The following is a 17,322-nucleotide window of genomic DNA, read 5'->3' on the forward strand; positions in this document are numbered from 1 at the left end:
TTTCCGGGAAAACGACTCTGACCCCAGACTCTGACCCCTTCTTGAGTTGGAGGACACGGGCGTTTCACGCGCGCGCGCTGAAGCTGGGGTTTCCTTGACACCGTACGGTGCGTCCCATGGCCCGTCCCATCTGGACCGGTACCCTTTCCTTCGGCCTGCTCAACGTGCCGGTCTCGCTGATGTCCGGCGAGCGCAGGACCGACCTGCAGTTCCGCATGCTCGATTCGCGCGACAAGAAACCGATCCGCTTCGAACGGGTCAATGCCGATACCGGCGAAGAAGTGCCGTGGAAGGACATCGTCAAAGCCTTCGAGTACGACAAGGGCAGCTATGTCGTGCTGGAAGAAGGTGACATCAAATCCGCGGCGCCGGAAAGCCATGAAACCGTCGAGGTGGAAAGCTTCGTCGACGCCGCGCAGATCGATCCGCGCTACTTCGAAAAACCCTACCTGCTGATCCCCGGCAAGAAGGCCGAAAAAGGCTACGTGCTGCTGCGCGAGACCCTGCGCAGCACCGGCAAGGTCGGCATCGCCAAGGTGGTGGTGCGCACCCGCGAGTACCTGTGTGCGGTGATGCCCAACGACGATGCGCTGGTGCTGATGATCCTGCGCTACCCGCAGGAACTGGTCGACCCGGCCGACTACAAGCTGCCTTCCGGAAAGGTGTCCGACTACCGCATCAGCAGCAAGGAAACGGCGATGGCCGAGCAGCTGATCGAATCGATGGCCGGCGACTGGGATCCAACCCAGTACCACGATGAATTCCGCGAGCGGCTGCAGGGCGTGCTGACCAAGCGCATCAAGGAAGACGGCGGCACCACCACGGTGGAAGACGAGCCCGCCCCGCGCGAAGACGCCAGCACCAACGTGGTGGACTTCATGTCGCTGCTGCAGAAGAGCCTGGATGCCAACAAACGCACGCCGGCCAAGAAGACCGCCACCAAGGCGGTGGTCAAGAAGGCGGCGACGAAAAAGGCCAGCAAGGCGCCGGCCAAAGCGGCCGCAAAGAAGACCCCTGCCAAGGCGACCAGCAAGCCGGCGAAGAAGGCCGCGCCACGCCGCAAGGCGGGCTGATCCATGTCCCTGCACCAGTACCGCCGCAAGCGCCGGCTGGGCGCCGCCGAAGGCAGCACGCCCGAGCCGGATGACCAGGCCGGGCGCGGCCGGCCGGCGCGCCGGCCGATCTTCGTCGTGCAACTGCACCACGCCAGCAGCCGCCATTACGATTTCCGGCTGGAAATGGATGGCGTGCTGAAGAGCTGGGCGGTGCCGAAGGGGCCGTCGCTGCGGGTTGGCGAGAAGCGCCTGGCGGTGGAGGTGGAAGACCATCCGTTGTCTTATGCGACCTTCGAGGGCGACATTCCAAAGGGGCACTACGGGGCTGGCCACGTGGATGTCTATGACCACGGAAACTGGGCCATCGACGGCGATCCGCTGGAAGCGCTGGCGGCGGGGAAGCTCGACTTCGTGCTGCACGGGCAGCGCCTGCGCGGTGGCTGGAAGCTGGTACGCACCAACCTGAAAGGACGCCAGGTGCAATGGCTGCTGATCAAGCGCGACGATGCCCATGCCACGGACGCAGAGGCCGACGACCTGCTGGAGACCCCGCCTGCGACGTCGACCACCGCCACCCGATCACGCAAGGCCTCGCCGTCGACGAAAGCGCCGTCGAAGGCCTCGCCGTCGAAGAACACGCTGTCTAAGAGCACGCCTGCGGCGGCACCGCGCGGGCGCAAGGCCGACGCGCGCTGGCACAAGCGCGCGCTGGCGCTGCCCGATGCCCGCGATACGCCGTATCCACACACCTACGCGCCGCAGCTCACCGATCACCGCGAGAGCGCCCCCGACGGCGAGCGCTGGCTGCATGAGATCAAATGGGACGGCTACCGGCTGCTCGCCGACCTGCACGATGGCGCGGTGACGCTGCGTTCGCGCAACGGACTGGACTGGAGCGGTGATTTCCCCGAAGTGAGCGCCGCCATCGCCGCGCTGCCGGTCAAGGATGCACGGCTGGATGGCGAACTGGTGGTGCTCGATGCTGACGGCCGCAGTGATTTCGCCGCGCTGCAACGGGTGATCGATGGCAGTTCGAAACAACCCTTGCGCTACGTGGTGTTCGATCTGCCGGGCGTGGCCGGCGTGGACATCAGCCGCGCGCCACTGCTGGAGCGCAAGACGCTGCTGAAGGCGTTGATCGGAAATGTACCGGGCACGCTGGCCTACAGTGACCACGTGGTCGACCACGGCCCGGAGGTGTTCACTGCCAGCGGCAAGGCCGGCTTCGAGGGCATCATCAGCAAGCAGGTGGATGCGCCTTATGCGAACGGCCGCGCGCGCAGCTGGGTGAAGATCAAGCACGAAGAAACCGACGAGTTCCTCGTGGTCGGTTACACCGCACCGAAGGGCTCACGGCAGGGCTTCGGTTCGCTGCTGATGGCCACGCCGGATAAGGGCGGCCTGCGCTACGTCGGTCGCGTGGGCACCGGCTTCGATGATGCGAAGCTGCGCGCGATGAGCGACTCGCTGGGCAAGCTGGCTACCGCGAAGGCGGCGGTCGAGCTGCCGGCGCACGTGCCGTTCCGCGCCGCCAGCGTGCACTGGGTGAAGCCTACGCTGGTGGCCGAAGTGGCCTTCCGCGGCTGGGGCAAGGAGGGACTGCTGCGCCAGGCCAGTTTCAAACGGCTGCGCACCGACAAGACCGCGCCCGACCTGCAGCCCGACCGCGCGCAGCCCGCTGCTGCGGTGAAAGGCAAGGAGCCGGACCTGCGCATCACCCATCCCGAGCGCGTGGTCTACCCGCAGAAGAAGATCCGCAAGGGCGAGGTGGCCGAGTACTACCGCGAAATGGCGGCGTGGATCCTGCCGGAAATCAGCGGCCGGCCACTGTCGCTGCTGCGTTGCCCGCAGGGCGTAGGCAAGCCCTGTTTCTTCCAGAAGCACCATGGACAGGGCCTGGGCGATGCCGTGCGCGCGGTGCCGTTGGAACAGAAGAGCGGCACCGAAGACTACGTCTACATCGACGATGTGGACGGGCTGCTGCAGCTGGTGCAGATGAACACCCTGGAGCTGCATCCCTGGGGCGCGACGGTGGCCGACCCGGAGCACCCGGACCGGCTGGTGTTCGACCTGGATCCCGGCGACGGCGTGACCTGGACACAGATCAAGGCGGCCGCGCGTGACATCCGCGCGCGGCTGCAGGAAACCGGGCTGGAAAGCTTCGTGCGGCTGTCCGGCGGCAAGGGCCTGCACGTGGTGGTGCCGTTGCAGCCGAAGGCCGACTGGGAGCAGGCCAAGGCGTTCTGCGAAGCTTTCGCGCAGGCGCTGGCGCAGCACGCGCCGGACCGCTACGTGGCCACCATGAGCAAGGCCAAGCGCAACGGAGTGATCTTCATCGACTGGCTGCGCAATGCACGCGGCGCCACCAGCGTGTGTTCGTGGTCGTTGCGGGCGCGGGAAAGTGCAGGCGTGGCGGTGCCGCTGCGCTGGGAAGAACTCGGCCGCGTTGCGGCGGCCGATGCGTTTCCGCTGGACAAGGCACTGGCACGGGCCAAGCGCCTGAAGGGTGATCCCTGGGAGGGGATCACCACGTTGAAGCAGGTGTTGCCGACGCTGTAACGGTGACGACCAACGGTCGTCACCCACCGACAGCAGTCACCCACCGACAGCAGTCACCCACCGACAGCAGTCACTCACCGACGGCCGATCAGAAATCGGCGCGGATGCCGAGGCTGACGCGGCGACCGGAGAACTCGTACTGGGTCGGGAAGGACTTATCGATCGTGTAGCCGGAGGTCTCTTCGTCGAACAGGTTGATCGCATCCAGGCTCAGCTTCCAGGTGTCGTTCAGACGGAAGCCGATCGACGCATCAGTCTGGCCGTAGGCATCGCGGTACACCGGGTACAGGTTGAGGTGGATGTACTCCACGTACTTGTCCTTGTAGTTGTAGGACACGCGCGCGTCGAAGCGATCGTTCTCGTAGTACAGGGTGAAGTTGTACGCCTTCTCGGCCAAGCCTTCCGGCGGGGTCGGGATATCCAGGTCCGATGCGCCGGTCAGTGAGTTGTCCAGCTGCGTGTAGTTGGCATTGATGCCCCAGCCTTCCAGCGCCGGATGCAGCATCGACAGCGGCAGCTGCGCGACCAGTTCCACGCCGGTGACCTTGTAGGAACCATCAGCGTTGACCGGTTGGTAGACCTCGAAGTCGTAGTAGCCGTCCAGCGAGCCGTTGGCGTTGAGCTTCTCCACGTTCGGCACGATGCCGGTCAGCGACTGCCGCACCACGCCGTCGATCTTCTTGGAGAAGTAGGAGGCCGACAGCAGGCCGCCGTTCTCCAGGTACTGCTCCAGGCCGATTTCCCACTGTTTGGCGGTGGTCGGCTTCAGCGCCGGGTTGCCGTCCATGAAGCGGAAGCTGGACCAGCTGACGGTGCGGCGGTAGGCGATGTCGGTCAGCGACGGACGCATCAACGTTTCCGATGCGGCCGCGCGCAGCACCAGGCCATCGGCGATTTCGGCGGTCATGTTGAAGCTGGGCAGCAGGTCGCTGTAGTCACCGCTGCTGGAAATCGGCGTGGGCGTGTAACCGCTGCTGCCATCGGCGTTCTGCACCGGGTGGAAGCCGGCCGAATCGACCTTTGTGTCGATCGAACGCACGCCCAGGTTGGCGTACACCGGTACCGTGCCGATATCGAAGTAGAAATCGGTCATGGCATACAGCGCCAGGGTCTTTTCATCGACCTGGTAGAACTGGCCGTTGTCCAGCGGGGTAGTGAAACCCGCATAGCGGAACGTGTTGCGCGCGTAGCTGTTGGACACCTGCTGCCAGTCCAGATTGCTCGGCTGGTAGCCGCCACCGGGCACGATGTCGCTGATCCAGCCGGGATTGCTGTCTGCCAGCGTGCGGGTGTTCACCCATGCCGCGCTGCCGGCCGTCGGGCCCTGGATCTTGGTGTTGCCGAACGCGCGGTCCTTGGATTTGTCGGTGTAGCGCGCACCGAACTTGACGCTGGTCAGCGCCGGGAAGAACGCCAGTTCCATCGACCGGCGGAAGTCCAGCTGCGCGGCGTACTTGTCGTCCTTCACGTGCTCCACTTCGGTCTCGTAGGCTTCGAACAGGTACTTCTCCGGCGAGTTGTACATGTCAAACCCGTTGGACGCCGCACTGGCCAGGGTCTCGCCGCCGTTGGCGGTCCAGCGCGTGCGCGACGGGGCGTAGGCCACGTGCTTGAGGTTGGCGTAGTCCGAATCGCGGCGTGCGCCGGAGTAGCCGACCAGCGCATCGATGTCCCAGCCGCCCACGGTCCAGTCCAGCTTGGTGCTGAACTGCCGGTAGTCGGTGTTGGCGAAGCGTTCCTTGCTCAGGATTTCATGCTGGGTGGCGGTGTAGGACACATCGCGCAGGACCACCATGCCATAGCGCGACAACGTGTCGGCGTCGTAGTCGTGGATGGTGTCCAGGGTGCTGCGGCTGGATGCCGAATAGGCCGCCGCATCGTATTCGTCCTCGTGGGTGTCGTAGCCACCGAACATCGCATCGAAGCTCAGCGAGAACGCGTCGCTCGGCTTGAACTGCAGCGATGCGGTCGCGCCCCACTGGTCCTGCTCGTTGAGGTAGATGCGGTCGCCGACCTTGTCCTGGAAGATGATCCGGTTGGTCTCGTCCTTGTCCATGCGGTTGCCGACGACGATGCCGGCATCGCGCGCCAGCACCGCAGCCGCCTGTGCACCGCGGCTGCCGGACGCTTCCAGGAAGCGGCCCATCGGACGGAAGTTGATGCCGGAATTAGAATCGGTGCGGTTGGTCCGCTTGGCCTTGGAGAACGACACCAGCCCGCCCCAGTCGCCCCAGGTATCGCTGGCCAGGAAGGAGATCTTCGGATCGTTCTTGCCGTTGATCGAATTGTTGGCCACTTCGGCCGAGGCGCTGAACTTGGGTTCGGCATAGTCGAACGGCTTGGCGGTTTCGATGTAGACCGAACCGGCGATGCCGCCTTCTTCGTCGGCCGCGGTCGGCGACTTCTGCACGGTCACGGTCTGCACCACGTCCGAGGCGAAGATATCGAACTGCACATCGCGTCCGCCACTGCCCGAGGCGGTAGCGAGGTTGTTGATCGAGACGTGGGTGAACTCGGACGGCAGACCACGCACGCTGACCTTGCTGCCCAGTCCCTTGTTGCGTTCGATGGTGACGCCGGGCATGCGCTGCAGCGCTTCGGCCAGGTTCTGTTCCGGGAAATCGGCCACGTCGGTGGCGACGATGGAATCGGAGAAGCCGATGTTGCTGCGCTTGAGATCAACCGCGCGCTCCAGGCTCTTTGCGTAGCCGCCGGTCACCACGACCGTGTCCAGCTGCTGCATCGCCGCTGCACTGCCTGCAACGGGCGCTGCTTCATCTGCCAGCGCCTGCAAAGGCAGGGTGGCGATGCCGCTCACCAGCACGGCGCGCACGGCGCGGGACAAAAGCTTCGCATGGGGGACGCGCGTCGGCGTCTCCCGGAGGGTATTGCGCATCGGATGGTCCCCATTGCCCTGTGAGTTCGTGCCGCGCGCCCATGTGATCGTTCGCACAAGGCCCCTGCGCGGCCGTGCCGGTAACCGGCGGACATAGAGACTAGGGGGGAATTGTTAAGCCTTTGTTGCGGTGCGCAAACGGCGTGAACCCAGCCACAGGCCAGCGCCGAGCTGCAGCGGCAGCGAGACCACCAGCAGCAGCACGAACCAGCGCGGGAAGTCGTTGCCCATGTCCCAGGCCGCCCACAGCGAGGCGACCGCCAGCAGCAACCAGAGGGACACGCCGTGCGACCGCGGCCAACAGGGCGCGTAGTGGCTGGCGAACGCCACTGCGGCAATGCCGCCGAGCACGGTGAAGGCCAGGTCCCAGCCCAGCTGCACGGCGCCGCCCGCATGCACGCCGATCAATGGCGGCAGCCAGCTGGCCACCGTGGTGACCAGCACCAGTGCGAGCAGCGCACCTCCCAGCGCAAGCAGGGAAAACAGGATGGTCTTCAACATCGTCATGTGCGAATTGTAGAGCCGACTGGGTCGGCCGCGCTGGATGCTGCCCTGGTAGCGCCCAGCCATGCTCGGCGAGCGCAGCGGAAGGCGGAAGCATGACGGCGGGCGGCCGTCACTGCCCTTCAATGCCTGACCCTGACAGGCTGGTGACGGCCGCTGGCCGTCATGCTCTCACGCCGCCGGCGCAGGTCAGCTGGCCAGCACCGATGCCTGGCGGGCCAGTTCTTCGATCGCCGCCCAGTCGCGGCTCTGCAGCAGTGCGGCGGTGGTCAACCACGAGCCGCCGACGCACAGCACGTTCGGCAGGTGCAGGAACTGCGGCGCGGTCTGCACGCTGATACCGCCGGTGGGGCAGAAGCGCACATCGGCGAACGGGCCGGCCCAGGCGGCCAGCAACGGCGCTCCGCCGGCCTGCACGGCGGGGAAGAACTTGAACGTATCCAGTCCCTGCTCCAGCCCGCGCATCAGCTCCGACGAGGTCGCCACGCCGGGCAGGAACGGCAGGTCGGTATCGCGTGCGGCCGCGTACAGCCGATCGGTCGCGCCCGGCGATACCGCAAAGCGCCCGCCGGCTTCCTTCACTGCCTGCATCTGCGCGGCGGTCAACACCGTGCCGGCGCCGATCACCGCATCCGGCACGGCTTCGGCCATGGCCTTGATCGCGTCCATCGCGCGCGGCGTGCGCAGGGTGACTTCCACCACCGGCAGGCCACCGCGGAACAGCGCCTGGGCGACCTGCACCGCATCGTCCACGTCATCGGGGGTGAACACCGGGATCACCGGTGCAAGTTTCAGTACCGCGCGAACGCGCGGATCAGCGCCTGACATCAAAACGCTCCTCGCCCACCAGGGCCAATACATCAGCTTCGCTGACGGGGTTGAAATCGCCGGGGATCGAATGCTTGAGGCCACCGGCGGCCAAGCCGAAACGCACGGTGGCGTCGGCATCGAAGCCGCGCATGATGCCATGCAGGATGCCGGCAGCGAACGCATCACCGCCGCCGATCCGGTCGACGATGCCCTGCAGCTGGCGCACCGGCGCCTGGGCCCGCGTGCCGTCGCGGCCGATCAGCAGCGCGCCCAGTGCGTGGTGGTCCACACTCAGCGCCTGGCGCTGCGTGCAGGCCATCCAGTGCAACTGCGGGAAGGCGGCGAACGCCGCGGCAGCTGCCGCTTCCACGCGGGCGACCACGTCTTCCTGCGCGAAGGGCTGGCCGAGCACCACTTCGATATCGCGGTAATCAGCGAACACGATGTCGGCCTGTGCGAACAGTTCGCGCAGGATGGCCTTGGCATCACCGCCCCAGCGCTGCCACAGCTTGGGCCGGAAGTTGCCATCGAAGGAGACCTTGACCCCCTGCGCACGTGCCGCGCGTGCGGCCGCCAGCGTGGCCTGGGCCACATCGGCGCCCAGTGCCGGGCTGACCCCGGACAGGTGCAGCCAGTCCGCACCCTGCAGCAGCGCCGGCCAGTCGTAGTCGGCCGCGGTACTCAGCGCGAACGCGGAATCGGCGCGGTCATACACCACTTCGCTGGCGCGCTGCACCGCACCGGTGGTCAGGAAGTACAGGCCCATGCGGCCATCGGCCTGCAGGCGCACGCCGCGGGTGTCCACGCCGTGCCGGCGCAGCTCGCCCAGCGCATGCGCGCCCAGCGGGTTGTCGGCCACCGTGCTGGCCATCGCCACGTCATGGCCGAAGCGCGCCAGCGATACGCCGACATTGGCTTCGGCGCCGCCTACGTGCACATCCAGGCGCGGCGACTGCAGCAGCAGCTCGTTGCCCGGCGCACCCATCCTCAACAACAGTTCCCCGAAACAGACCACTCGACTCATCAGATGTCCTCGTTGCCCGGACCGCAGCATCGCGTCGCTGCCCGCCGGAGGGAACCACGCACCCCGCGTGGCTCTTGGCTATCGGTGTCATTCTAGTCCTCAGGGCCACCACGTCTACCCGCCCCGATTGTCGAAGTCATTGTCCCGCAAGCCTCTGCGGGACATGCGCAATCTGTTGCGGTGCAAGATGCCCGATCCTGAAGGTGCTGTTAACGTCCGCCCTGACCAGCGGTGTCATATTGCTGACATCGCGTTGTGAACCAGACCTTTGGGAGAGGGAAAGGCCATGATTTCTCGTAGCAACCGCAAAAAGACACCGGTTACCTTGCTGGCCCTGTCCATCGGTCTGGCACTCGCCGCCCCCGCCGTCGCCCAGCAGACCAGCAGCGACGCTGCGACCAACCTGGACGCAGTGACCGTCACCGGCTACCGCGCCAGCGTGGAAAAGGCGCTGGACATCAAGCGCGGCGAAGCCGGCGTGGTCGATGCCATCGTCGCCGAAGACATCGGCAAGTTCCCGGACCTCAACCTGGCCGAATCGCTGCAGCGCATCCCCGGCGTGGTGATCACCCGTGACGGCGGCGAAGGCCGCAGCATCTCGGTGCGTGGCCTCGGCCCGGACTTCACCCGCGTGCGCATCAACGGCATGGAAGCGCTGGCCACCGTCGGCGCCGGCGACCAGAGCGGCGGCACCAACCGCGGCCGTGGCTTCGATTTCAACGTGTTCGCCTCGGACCTGTTCTCGCAACTGATCGTGCGCAAGACCGCTTCGGCCGATGTCGAAGAAGGCTCGCTCGGCGCCACCGTCGACCTGCGCACCGCGCGCCCGTTCGACTATGAAGGCTTCACCTTCGCCGCCAGCGGCCAGGCCAGCTACAACGACATGGCGCAGAAGGCCGACCCGCGCATGGCGGCGCTGATCTCCAACACCTTCGCCGATGGCACCTTCGGTGCGCTGCTGTCGGTGGCCTATTCCGAGCGCCAGGCGCTGGAAGAAGGCTCCAACACCGGCCGCTGGGCCAATGGCCCGAGCAACGGTGGCTTCGCCGCCAGCTCGCCGTTCGCCGCCGCACGCGGTGCCAACGTGTTCCACCCGCGCTTCCCGCGCTACGTGCAGATGGAGCACAAGCAGGAACGCCTGGGCGTCACCGGCTCGCTGCAGTGGAAGCCGACCGATCGCACCGAACTGTCGCTGGACGCGCTGTATTCGAAGATCGACGCCGACCGCGACGAGCACTACATCGAAGCGATCTCCTTCAGCCGCTCCGGCACCGGCAAGCCACAGACCATCGTGCGCGACGGTGAGATCCGCAACAACGCGCTGGTCTACGGCGTGTTCGACAACGTCGACATCCGCAGCGAGAACCGCCACGACGAGTGGAGCACCGATTTCAAGCAGGTCAGCCTGAACCTGGACCATCGTTTCAGCGATGCGTTCTCGATCAGCGGCAAGCTGGGTACCTCGCGCTCGGCGCACGAGAACCCGGTGCAGACCACCATCATCATGGACAAGTTCGATGTTGATGGGTACAGCTACGATTACCGTGGCAACAAGAACATGCCGATCCTCAACTACGGCGTGGATCCGACCAACCCGAATGGCTGGACGCTCGCTGAAATCCGCCTGCGCCCGCAGACGGTGGACAACGACTTCGACACCGCGCAGCTGGACTTCAACTGGAACATCAGCCCCGGCTTCCGCCTGAAGGGTGGCGTGCTGGCCAAGGACTACAGCTTCGACACCGTGGAACTGCGCCGCGCCAGTGAACTGGCGGTGCCGACCTTCCCGGGCAGTGGGCTGATCGTGCCGCCGGCCTACACCCAGCAGGAAGGCCTGCAGGGCATCAGCGGCACGCCGTCGCGCTGGGTGGTACCGAACCTGGATGCGGTCGCCGACCTGTTCGACATCTACAGCAACACCGGCACCTTCGCCGTCGCCCCGCGCCTGAACAACAGCCGCAGCGTGGAAGAAAAGGACCGCGGCGTGTGGCTGATGGGCGAGTTCTCCACCGACCTCGGTTCGATCCCGCTGTCGGGCAACTTCGGCGTGCGCTATGTGGAGACCAAGCAGGAATCCAACGGCTACGCCACCGTCGGCGGCGTGCCGGTGCTGACCACCAGCAACCGCAAGTACGATGACACCCTGCCCTCGTTCAACCTGGTCGCCGAAGTGGCGCCGGACTTCCTGATCCGCCTCGGCGCGGCCAAGGTGATGACCCGTCCGGGCCTGGGCTTCCTGACCCCGGGCGTGACCGTGGCGGTGGCGGGCGGCGCACGCACGGTGGCCGGTGGCAACCCGAACCTGGATCCGATCCGCGCGACCAACGTCGACCTCGGTTTCGAGTGGTACTTCAACGAAGGCGCGATGCTCGGCCTGGGCCTGTTCTACAAGGACATCGAGTCCTTCGTGCAGACCACCCGCGACGTGCGTCCGTACTCCACCAGCGGCCTGCCGGCCAGCCTGCTGGACGGCACCGGTGCCACGGTCAACGACGAGTTCACCTTCAGCATTCCGCTGAACACCCCCGGTGGCGAACTGCATGGCGTGGAAGCCAACTACACCCAGCCGTTCACCTTCCTGCCGGGCAAGTGGTCCAACTTCGGCGTGCAGTTGAACTACACCTGGGTGGAATCGAAGATCCAGTACCTCAACGGCCAGGGCCAGCCGGTGATGAAGAACGACCTGACCGGCCTGTCGCCCACCTCGTGGAACGCCACGCTGTTCTATGAAGGGGAGGTCTGGTCCGGCCGCGTGTCGGCGACCAACCGCGACGACTACCTGACCCAGGCACCGGGCCAGGAAACCGGCTTCAACCTGGACGGCGTGCACGGCATGACCGGTACCACGATGATCGACGCCTCGCTGCGCTACAAGGTCAGCGACCAGCTCGAGCTGACCCTGGAAGGCGTCAACCTGACCAACGAAGCGTCCGACGAATGGGTGCGTTCGCCGCTGACCGGCCAGCTGCCGCTGATGTACACCGAGACCGGCCGCCAGGTCCTGCTCGGCGTCCGCTACAAGTTCTGATCGCTGCATCGCACGCGTCCGCGTGGCGGCCTGCACGGCGCCACGCGCTGCATCACCTCCGCCTGCCATGTGCTGCGTCGCAAGATGCGGCGCACGGCAGCGCGCTGTTAATTTACGCCCCCATGCCGACTGGATGATCGGTGTCACCTCCTCGGGCCGGGCGTACCCCGACGTCACCGCAAGCGTCATCTCCTTGGAGGGAGCCGACATGGATCGCAACCGTCACCGCCACACCCCCTGCACCGCCGCACTGGCCACGGCCATCGCCCTCGCACTGCTGGCCACCCCCGCACTGGCGCAGGAGGCCGGCCCGCCTTCCAGCGTGACCGAGCTCGACGGCGTCAAGGTCACCGGCTACCGCGAGAGCCTGGAAAAGTCGCTGGACGAGAAGCGCTACGCGACCGAACAGGTCGATGCGATCTTCGCCGAAGACATCGGCAAGTTCCCCGACCAGAACCTGGCCGAGTCCCTGCAGCGCATCGCCGGCGTGTCGATCGACCGCGAAGGCGGCGAGGGCCAGCGCATCTCCATCCGCGGCCTGGGTTCGGACTTCACCCGTGTACGCCTCAATGGCCTGGAAGCCCTGGCCACCGGCGGCAACGGCAGTGCCGGCGTCAACCGCAGCCGTGGCTTCGATTTCAACACCTTTGCCTCCGAGCTCTTCAGCCAGGTCAAGGTCAACAAGACCCAGTCCGCGCAGATGGACGAGGGTTCGCTCGGTTCCACCGTGGACCTGCGCGGTTCGCGCCCGTTCGACTTCGACGGCATGCAGGCATCGGCCAGCGCCCAGGTCGGCTATGGCGAGCTGGCCGAACAGTACGATCCGCGCATCTCCGGGTTGATCAGCAACTCATGGGCCGACGGGCGTTTCGGTGCCCTGCTTTCGGCGTCGTACAGCAAGCGCAACGTGTACGAAGAGGGCTACAACCCGGTGCGTTGGGAACACGGCAACCACCGCAATTCCAACCAGTCCAACGCCAGCAACAACGGCACCTACGGCTTCTGCTCGCCGGTCGGCTACAACCCGCAGACCCCGCGCAACCCGGCCGCCAATGAAACCCCGGCCGGGGTCGGCAGCCAGGCCAACCAGGATCGCAGCAACGGCTGGGGCAGCTATGGGATCGATGCCAACAACTGTGGCACGGGATTGCCGCGCCCGGCGGCGACCGCGGAAAACATCCAGGCGTACGAGACCGCGACCAACGCGTGGCTGCCACGCTATCCGCGCTACATCCGCACCGAGCACGAGATCGAGCGGCTGGGCGTGACCGGCGCGCTGCAGTTCCGGTTCAGCGAGGACACCCTGCTCAGCTTCGATGCCATGTATTCGCAGCTGGACAAGGACCAGCGCGAAGACTCGGTGGGCGCCAACCTGCACCGCGCCGCCAACCTCGGTGGCAAGACCCAGATCGTGGTGCGCGAAGCACAGGCCGACGACCAGGGCCGGCTGACCTACGGGGTGTTCGACAACGTCGACTTCCGCACCGAATCGAGCCTGATCGAAGAGTCGACCCGATTCCAGCAGTACAGCCTGAACTTCGAGCACCGCTTCAACGACGCCGTGCGCCTGGACGCGATGGTCGGCCATTCCAGCTCGGATTACGAGCGGCCTACGTTCTCGATGGTCAGCTTCGACAACAGCAACCTCGATGGCTTCGTGCTGGACATGCGCAATGGCGGCATGCCCTCGATGAGCTTCCCGTTCGGCCTCAATGATCCCGATGCCTGGCGCTGGCTCGGCTACGGCGCGGTACCGGTGAACAGCAACGGCACAGCGCGCGGCAGCAACATCAGTGAAGTCAGGCTCAACCCCAGCTACGTCGATAACCGCTTCGACACCGCGAAGGTCGACCTGCAGTTCATCATCAACCCGACCTTCACCCTGCGCACCGGCCTGGCGTACAAAGACTACGACATGGCGACCGAGGAGTACCGCCACATCAGTTACGGCCGGCTGGCCCAGGCGCTGCCGGCCGGGGTGACCGTCGCTGACCTGTCCACCACCCTCGATGGCTTCGGCAGCAGCCTGCCGGGCCAGACCCCGGGCAGCTGGCTGGTGCCCGACTTCAGCCGCGTCGCCGAGCTGCTCGACATCAACTGCAACTGCGATACCGGCATTCCCGGCGGTGACTACCGCTTGGCCGGGATCGGCCACTTCGGATCGTCGAACAACAACTTCGACGTCAACGAACGCAGCATGGCCGCCTACCTGCAGCTCGATTTCAACACCGACCTGCTGGGCCGCGCGTTCCGCGGCAACCTGGGCGTGCGCCTGGTGGATACGCAGATCACCGCCTCCGGCTGGGCGCCCTGCCCGGCCGACAATACCGCCAACTGCGAGACGTTCTTCGGCGTGGCCAGCGCGACCGCCGCCGCCGGTGACCGCCAGGCCATCAGCACCGTGGTCCAGCACAGCTACCAGGACGTGCTGCCTTCGTTGAACCTGGCCTGGGACGTGGCCGACGACGTGGTGCTGCGCTTCGGCGCAGCCAAGACCATGGCGCGGCCGACGCTGGCGTACATGTCACCGAGCGTCAGCGGCGGGCCCACCCAGTACTTCGACGACGGCCGCACCTTCTCGATCAACCTCGGCAACCCGAAGCTGGATCCGTTCCGTTCGACCAACGTCGACCTCAGCGCGGAGTGGTACTTCGCCGAAGGCGCGATGCTGTCCGGCGCGGTGTTCTACAAGGACATCGACAGCTACGTGCAGCGCACCCGCCTGCTGACCACCTGGCAGGACATGGGCTATTCGCTGGACCTGCTGCCCGCCGGCTTCGCCGCCGACACCCTGTTCAACGTGCAGAGTTACTACAACACCGAAGGCGGGCCGCTGAAGGGCTACGAGCTGACCTACCAGCAGCCGTTCACCTTCCTGCCCGGGTTCTGGAGCCGCTTCGGCATCCAGCTCAACTACACCCACGTCGGCTCGAGCATCAAATACCTGTTCAGCAGTGCCGCCGGCAGCAATACGCGCATCGAGACCACGGTGACCGAACAGGACCTGGTCAACCTGTCGCCCGATTCGTACAACGCCACGCTGTACTACGACGACGGTCGCTTCAGTGCGCGCGTGTCGACCAGCTACCGCGACGGCTACATCAGCGAGGTGCTGAGCCAGGAAGGCGTGTGGGACCTGGATGGCAACGCACTGGCCACCCCGGATGTCACCGGCAAGCACAGCGTGCGCAACGTTGATTTCAACATGTCCTACCGGATCACCGACAAGCTGTCGATGACCTTCGAGGCGATCAACCTGCTGGATACCGAGGACAGCCGCTGGGTGGACTCCGCGCTGCGTCTGCAGGACCGCTACACCGTGACCGGACGGCAGTACTACGCCGGCCTGCGGTACCGGTTCTGATGGTGCGCTGGCGCTGATGCGATCGCTCCTGCGCCATGGCGTGCTGCTGCTGGCCCTCGCGGTGACGCCGGCGTTGGCCGGCACCGCCGCGCCGGACCCGGTGGCGGAGAACATGCTGCTGCTGCAGACCGCCTCCGGCGGCTGGTCCAAGCATTACCAGCGCAGGGCGGTCGACTACGCGCACGTGTTCACCGATGCGGAACGACAGGCGCTGCGCTCGCCCGGGCGCAGCGACGACGCCACCATCGACAACCGCGCCACCACGCAGGAAATCCGCTACCTCGCCGATGCCTGGGCACGCACCCGCGATGCGCGCTACCTGGATGCCGCCAGCCGCGGCGTGGAGTACCTGCTGGCCGCGCAATACCCCAACGGGGGCTGGCCGCAGTATTACCCGGACCGTTCGCTGTACCGGCAGCAGGTGACCTTCAACGACGATGCCATGACCCGCGTGCTGGACCTGCTGCAGGACGTGGTGGAAGGCAAGGGAACGCTGGTCGCGCTGACCCCACGGTACGCCGACCAGGCCGGGCAGGCGCTGGCCCGCGGCCTGGACTGCGTGCTGGCGACCCAGGTGCGCCTGCAGGGAACACCGACCATCTGGGCGGCGCAGTACGACAGCGACAGCCTGCAGCCGGCAAAGGCGCGAGCCTATGAACTGCCTTCGCTGGCGGTGGCCGAGTCGGTCGGGGTGATGCGCCTGCTGATGCGCCAGACCGATCCGTCGCCGGCCGTGCTTCGAGCCGTGGAGGATGGCGCGCGCTGGTTGCAGGCGCACCGGCTGCCCGACCTCGCCCGGCGCAAGGTCGCCGCGGTCGACGAAGAGACCGGGCAGGACGTGCTGATCGTGGACGAACCGGGCGCCTCGCTGTGGGCACGCTTCCATGACCTGGAAACGCAGCAGCCGATGTTCGTCGACCGCGCCGGCGAGCAGGTCGCGCGCTTCACCGACATGCCCAACGAACGTCGGGTCGGCTATGCCTGGCACGGCACCTGGCCGCAGGCACTGCTGCAGGACGAGCTGCCGCGCTGGCGTGCGCGGCACGCGGCGGCCTTGCAGGCACTGCAACAGCAGGGGCCGCCGCGCCCCTGGCGGGTTGCCGCCGATGGGTCCGGTGACTTCGCCACGCTGCAGCAGGCATTGGATGCGGTGCCGCAGGGCAATGCGCTGCGCCAGCTCATCGTGCTGGGCCCGGGCCTGTACCGTGGCGTGGTGCGGGTACCCGCCGCCGCGTCGCACGTCACCCTGCGCGGGGCAGGCGCCGGTGCAACGCGGATCAGCTGGGACAACCACGCCAAACGCATTGATCCGGCAACCGGAGCCGCGTTCGGCACCAGTGGTTCGGCAACGCTGTTCGTGCATGGCGATGCCTTCATCGCCGAAGACCTGACCATCGAAAACACCGCAGGGCCCGTCGGCCAGGCGCTGGCGCTGAGCGTGCGGGCACCGCGCGCCGGCTTCCGCAACGTCCGCCTGCTGGGCCATCAGGACACGCTTTATACGCACACCGGCAGCGTCGTGCACTTCAAGGACTGCTACATCGAGGGCAGCGTGGACTACATCTTCGGCGGCGCCACCGCGCTGTTCGACGACTGCACGCTGTTCTCCAAGGGCGGACACGGCTACATCACGGCCGCCTCGACCCCGCAGGACCAGCGTTTCGGCTACGTGTTCCGCCGTGCCCTGGTGCGTGGCGAAGGCGTGGCGACGACCTGGCTGGGCCGTCCCTGGCGCGACCATGCGCGGGTGGTGTTCGTGGACAGCGACCTCGGCGCGAACGTGGTCGCCGCAGGCTGGCACGACTGGAACAAACCGCAGGCACGGGCTACGGCCTTCTATGCCGAGGCGCGCAGCCGCGGACCGGGTGCGGCGGCTGCCGCGCGCGCGGGCTGGAGCCGGCAGCTGGATGACACCGCCGCCGCCGGCTACACCCGGCAGGCGGTGCTTGGCGACTGGAACCCCTTCGATGTCGATTGAAGGTGATGCACCCTGCAGGCTGTTGCTGGCCTGCGCTTCCATGCAAACGTAGGAACGACCGATGACCGATGCAATGCTGCGTACCTTCCTGTTGGCCGGCTCCC

The 17,322-nt window shown here is 66.4% G+C and carries 9 protein-coding genes; 5 read left to right on the plus strand and 4 right to left on the minus strand.

Annotation, left to right across the window (positions count from 1 at the left end; all coding sequences use genetic code 11):
• Positions 1–116: 116 nt before the first annotated feature.
• Together RTX79_RS09935 and ligD are read left to right on the plus strand one after the other, a co-directional pair.
• Positions 117–1,073 (plus strand): Ku protein, encoded by a 957-nt coding sequence (locus RTX79_RS09935; protein ID WP_312683488.1) that lies wholly within the window; start codon positions 117–119, stop codon positions 1,071–1,073.
• Between the two features lie 3 nt (positions 1,074–1,076).
• Positions 1,077–3,614 (plus strand): DNA ligase D, encoded by a 2,538-nt coding sequence (gene ligD / locus RTX79_RS09940; RefSeq protein ID WP_312683490.1) that lies wholly within the window; start codon positions 1,077–1,079, stop codon positions 3,612–3,614.
• A gap of 88 nt (positions 3,615–3,702) precedes the next feature.
• Here ligD and RTX79_RS09945 read toward each other — a convergent pair whose 3' ends face one another.
• From RTX79_RS09945 to RTX79_RS09960, 4 genes are all read right to left on the minus strand, one after another.
• Complete coding sequence (locus RTX79_RS09945; RefSeq protein ID WP_312683492.1) at positions 3,703–6,459, minus strand: TonB-dependent receptor; 2,757 nt, start codon at positions 6,457–6,459, stop codon at positions 3,703–3,705.
• A 165-nt stretch (positions 6,460–6,624) separates the two neighbouring features.
• Positions 6,625–7,017, minus strand: a complete 393-nt coding sequence (locus RTX79_RS09950; protein ID WP_312683493.1) for a hypothetical protein — start codon at positions 7,015–7,017, stop codon at positions 6,625–6,627.
• A gap of 186 nt (positions 7,018–7,203) precedes the next feature.
• Complete coding sequence (eda, locus tag RTX79_RS09955; protein WP_312683495.1) at positions 7,204–7,842, minus strand: bifunctional 4-hydroxy-2-oxoglutarate aldolase/2-dehydro-3-deoxy-phosphogluconate aldolase; 639 nt, start codon at positions 7,840–7,842, stop codon at positions 7,204–7,206.
• Positions 7,829–8,848 carry a sugar kinase gene (locus RTX79_RS09960; protein WP_309689373.1) on the minus strand — a complete coding sequence of 340 codons (1,020 nt, stop codon included), beginning with the start codon at positions 8,846–8,848 and terminating at the stop codon, positions 7,829–7,831. The genes eda and RTX79_RS09960 overlap by 14 nt, the downstream gene beginning before the upstream one ends.
• Positions 8,849–9,134: 286 nt before the next feature.
• On the opposite strand from RTX79_RS09960, the gene RTX79_RS09965 reads away from it, so the two are divergent.
• From RTX79_RS09965 to pelA, 3 genes are all read left to right on the plus strand, one after another.
• On the plus strand, positions 9,135–11,876 hold the full coding sequence (locus RTX79_RS09965; RefSeq protein WP_123699983.1) for a TonB-dependent receptor: 2,742 nt from the start codon (positions 9,135–9,137) through the stop codon (positions 11,874–11,876).
• Between the two features lie 208 nt (positions 11,877–12,084).
• The gene (locus RTX79_RS09970) at positions 12,085–15,240 is read left to right on the plus strand and encodes a TonB-dependent receptor (RefSeq protein ID WP_312683496.1); all 3,156 of its coding nucleotides are present in this window, start codon (positions 12,085–12,087) and stop codon (positions 15,238–15,240) included.
• Positions 15,241–15,256: 16 nt separating this feature from the next.
• The gene (gene pelA, locus RTX79_RS09975; protein ID WP_312683498.1) at positions 15,257–17,218 is read left to right on the plus strand and encodes a pectate lyase; all 1,962 of its coding nucleotides are present in this window, start codon (positions 15,257–15,259) and stop codon (positions 17,216–17,218) included.
• Positions 17,219–17,322: the final 104 nt, after the last annotated feature.

The sequence above is a fragment of the Stenotrophomonas chelatiphaga genome (assembly GCF_032054965.1).
GTDB lineage: Bacteria > Pseudomonadota > Gammaproteobacteria > Xanthomonadales > Xanthomonadaceae > Stenotrophomonas > Stenotrophomonas chelatiphaga.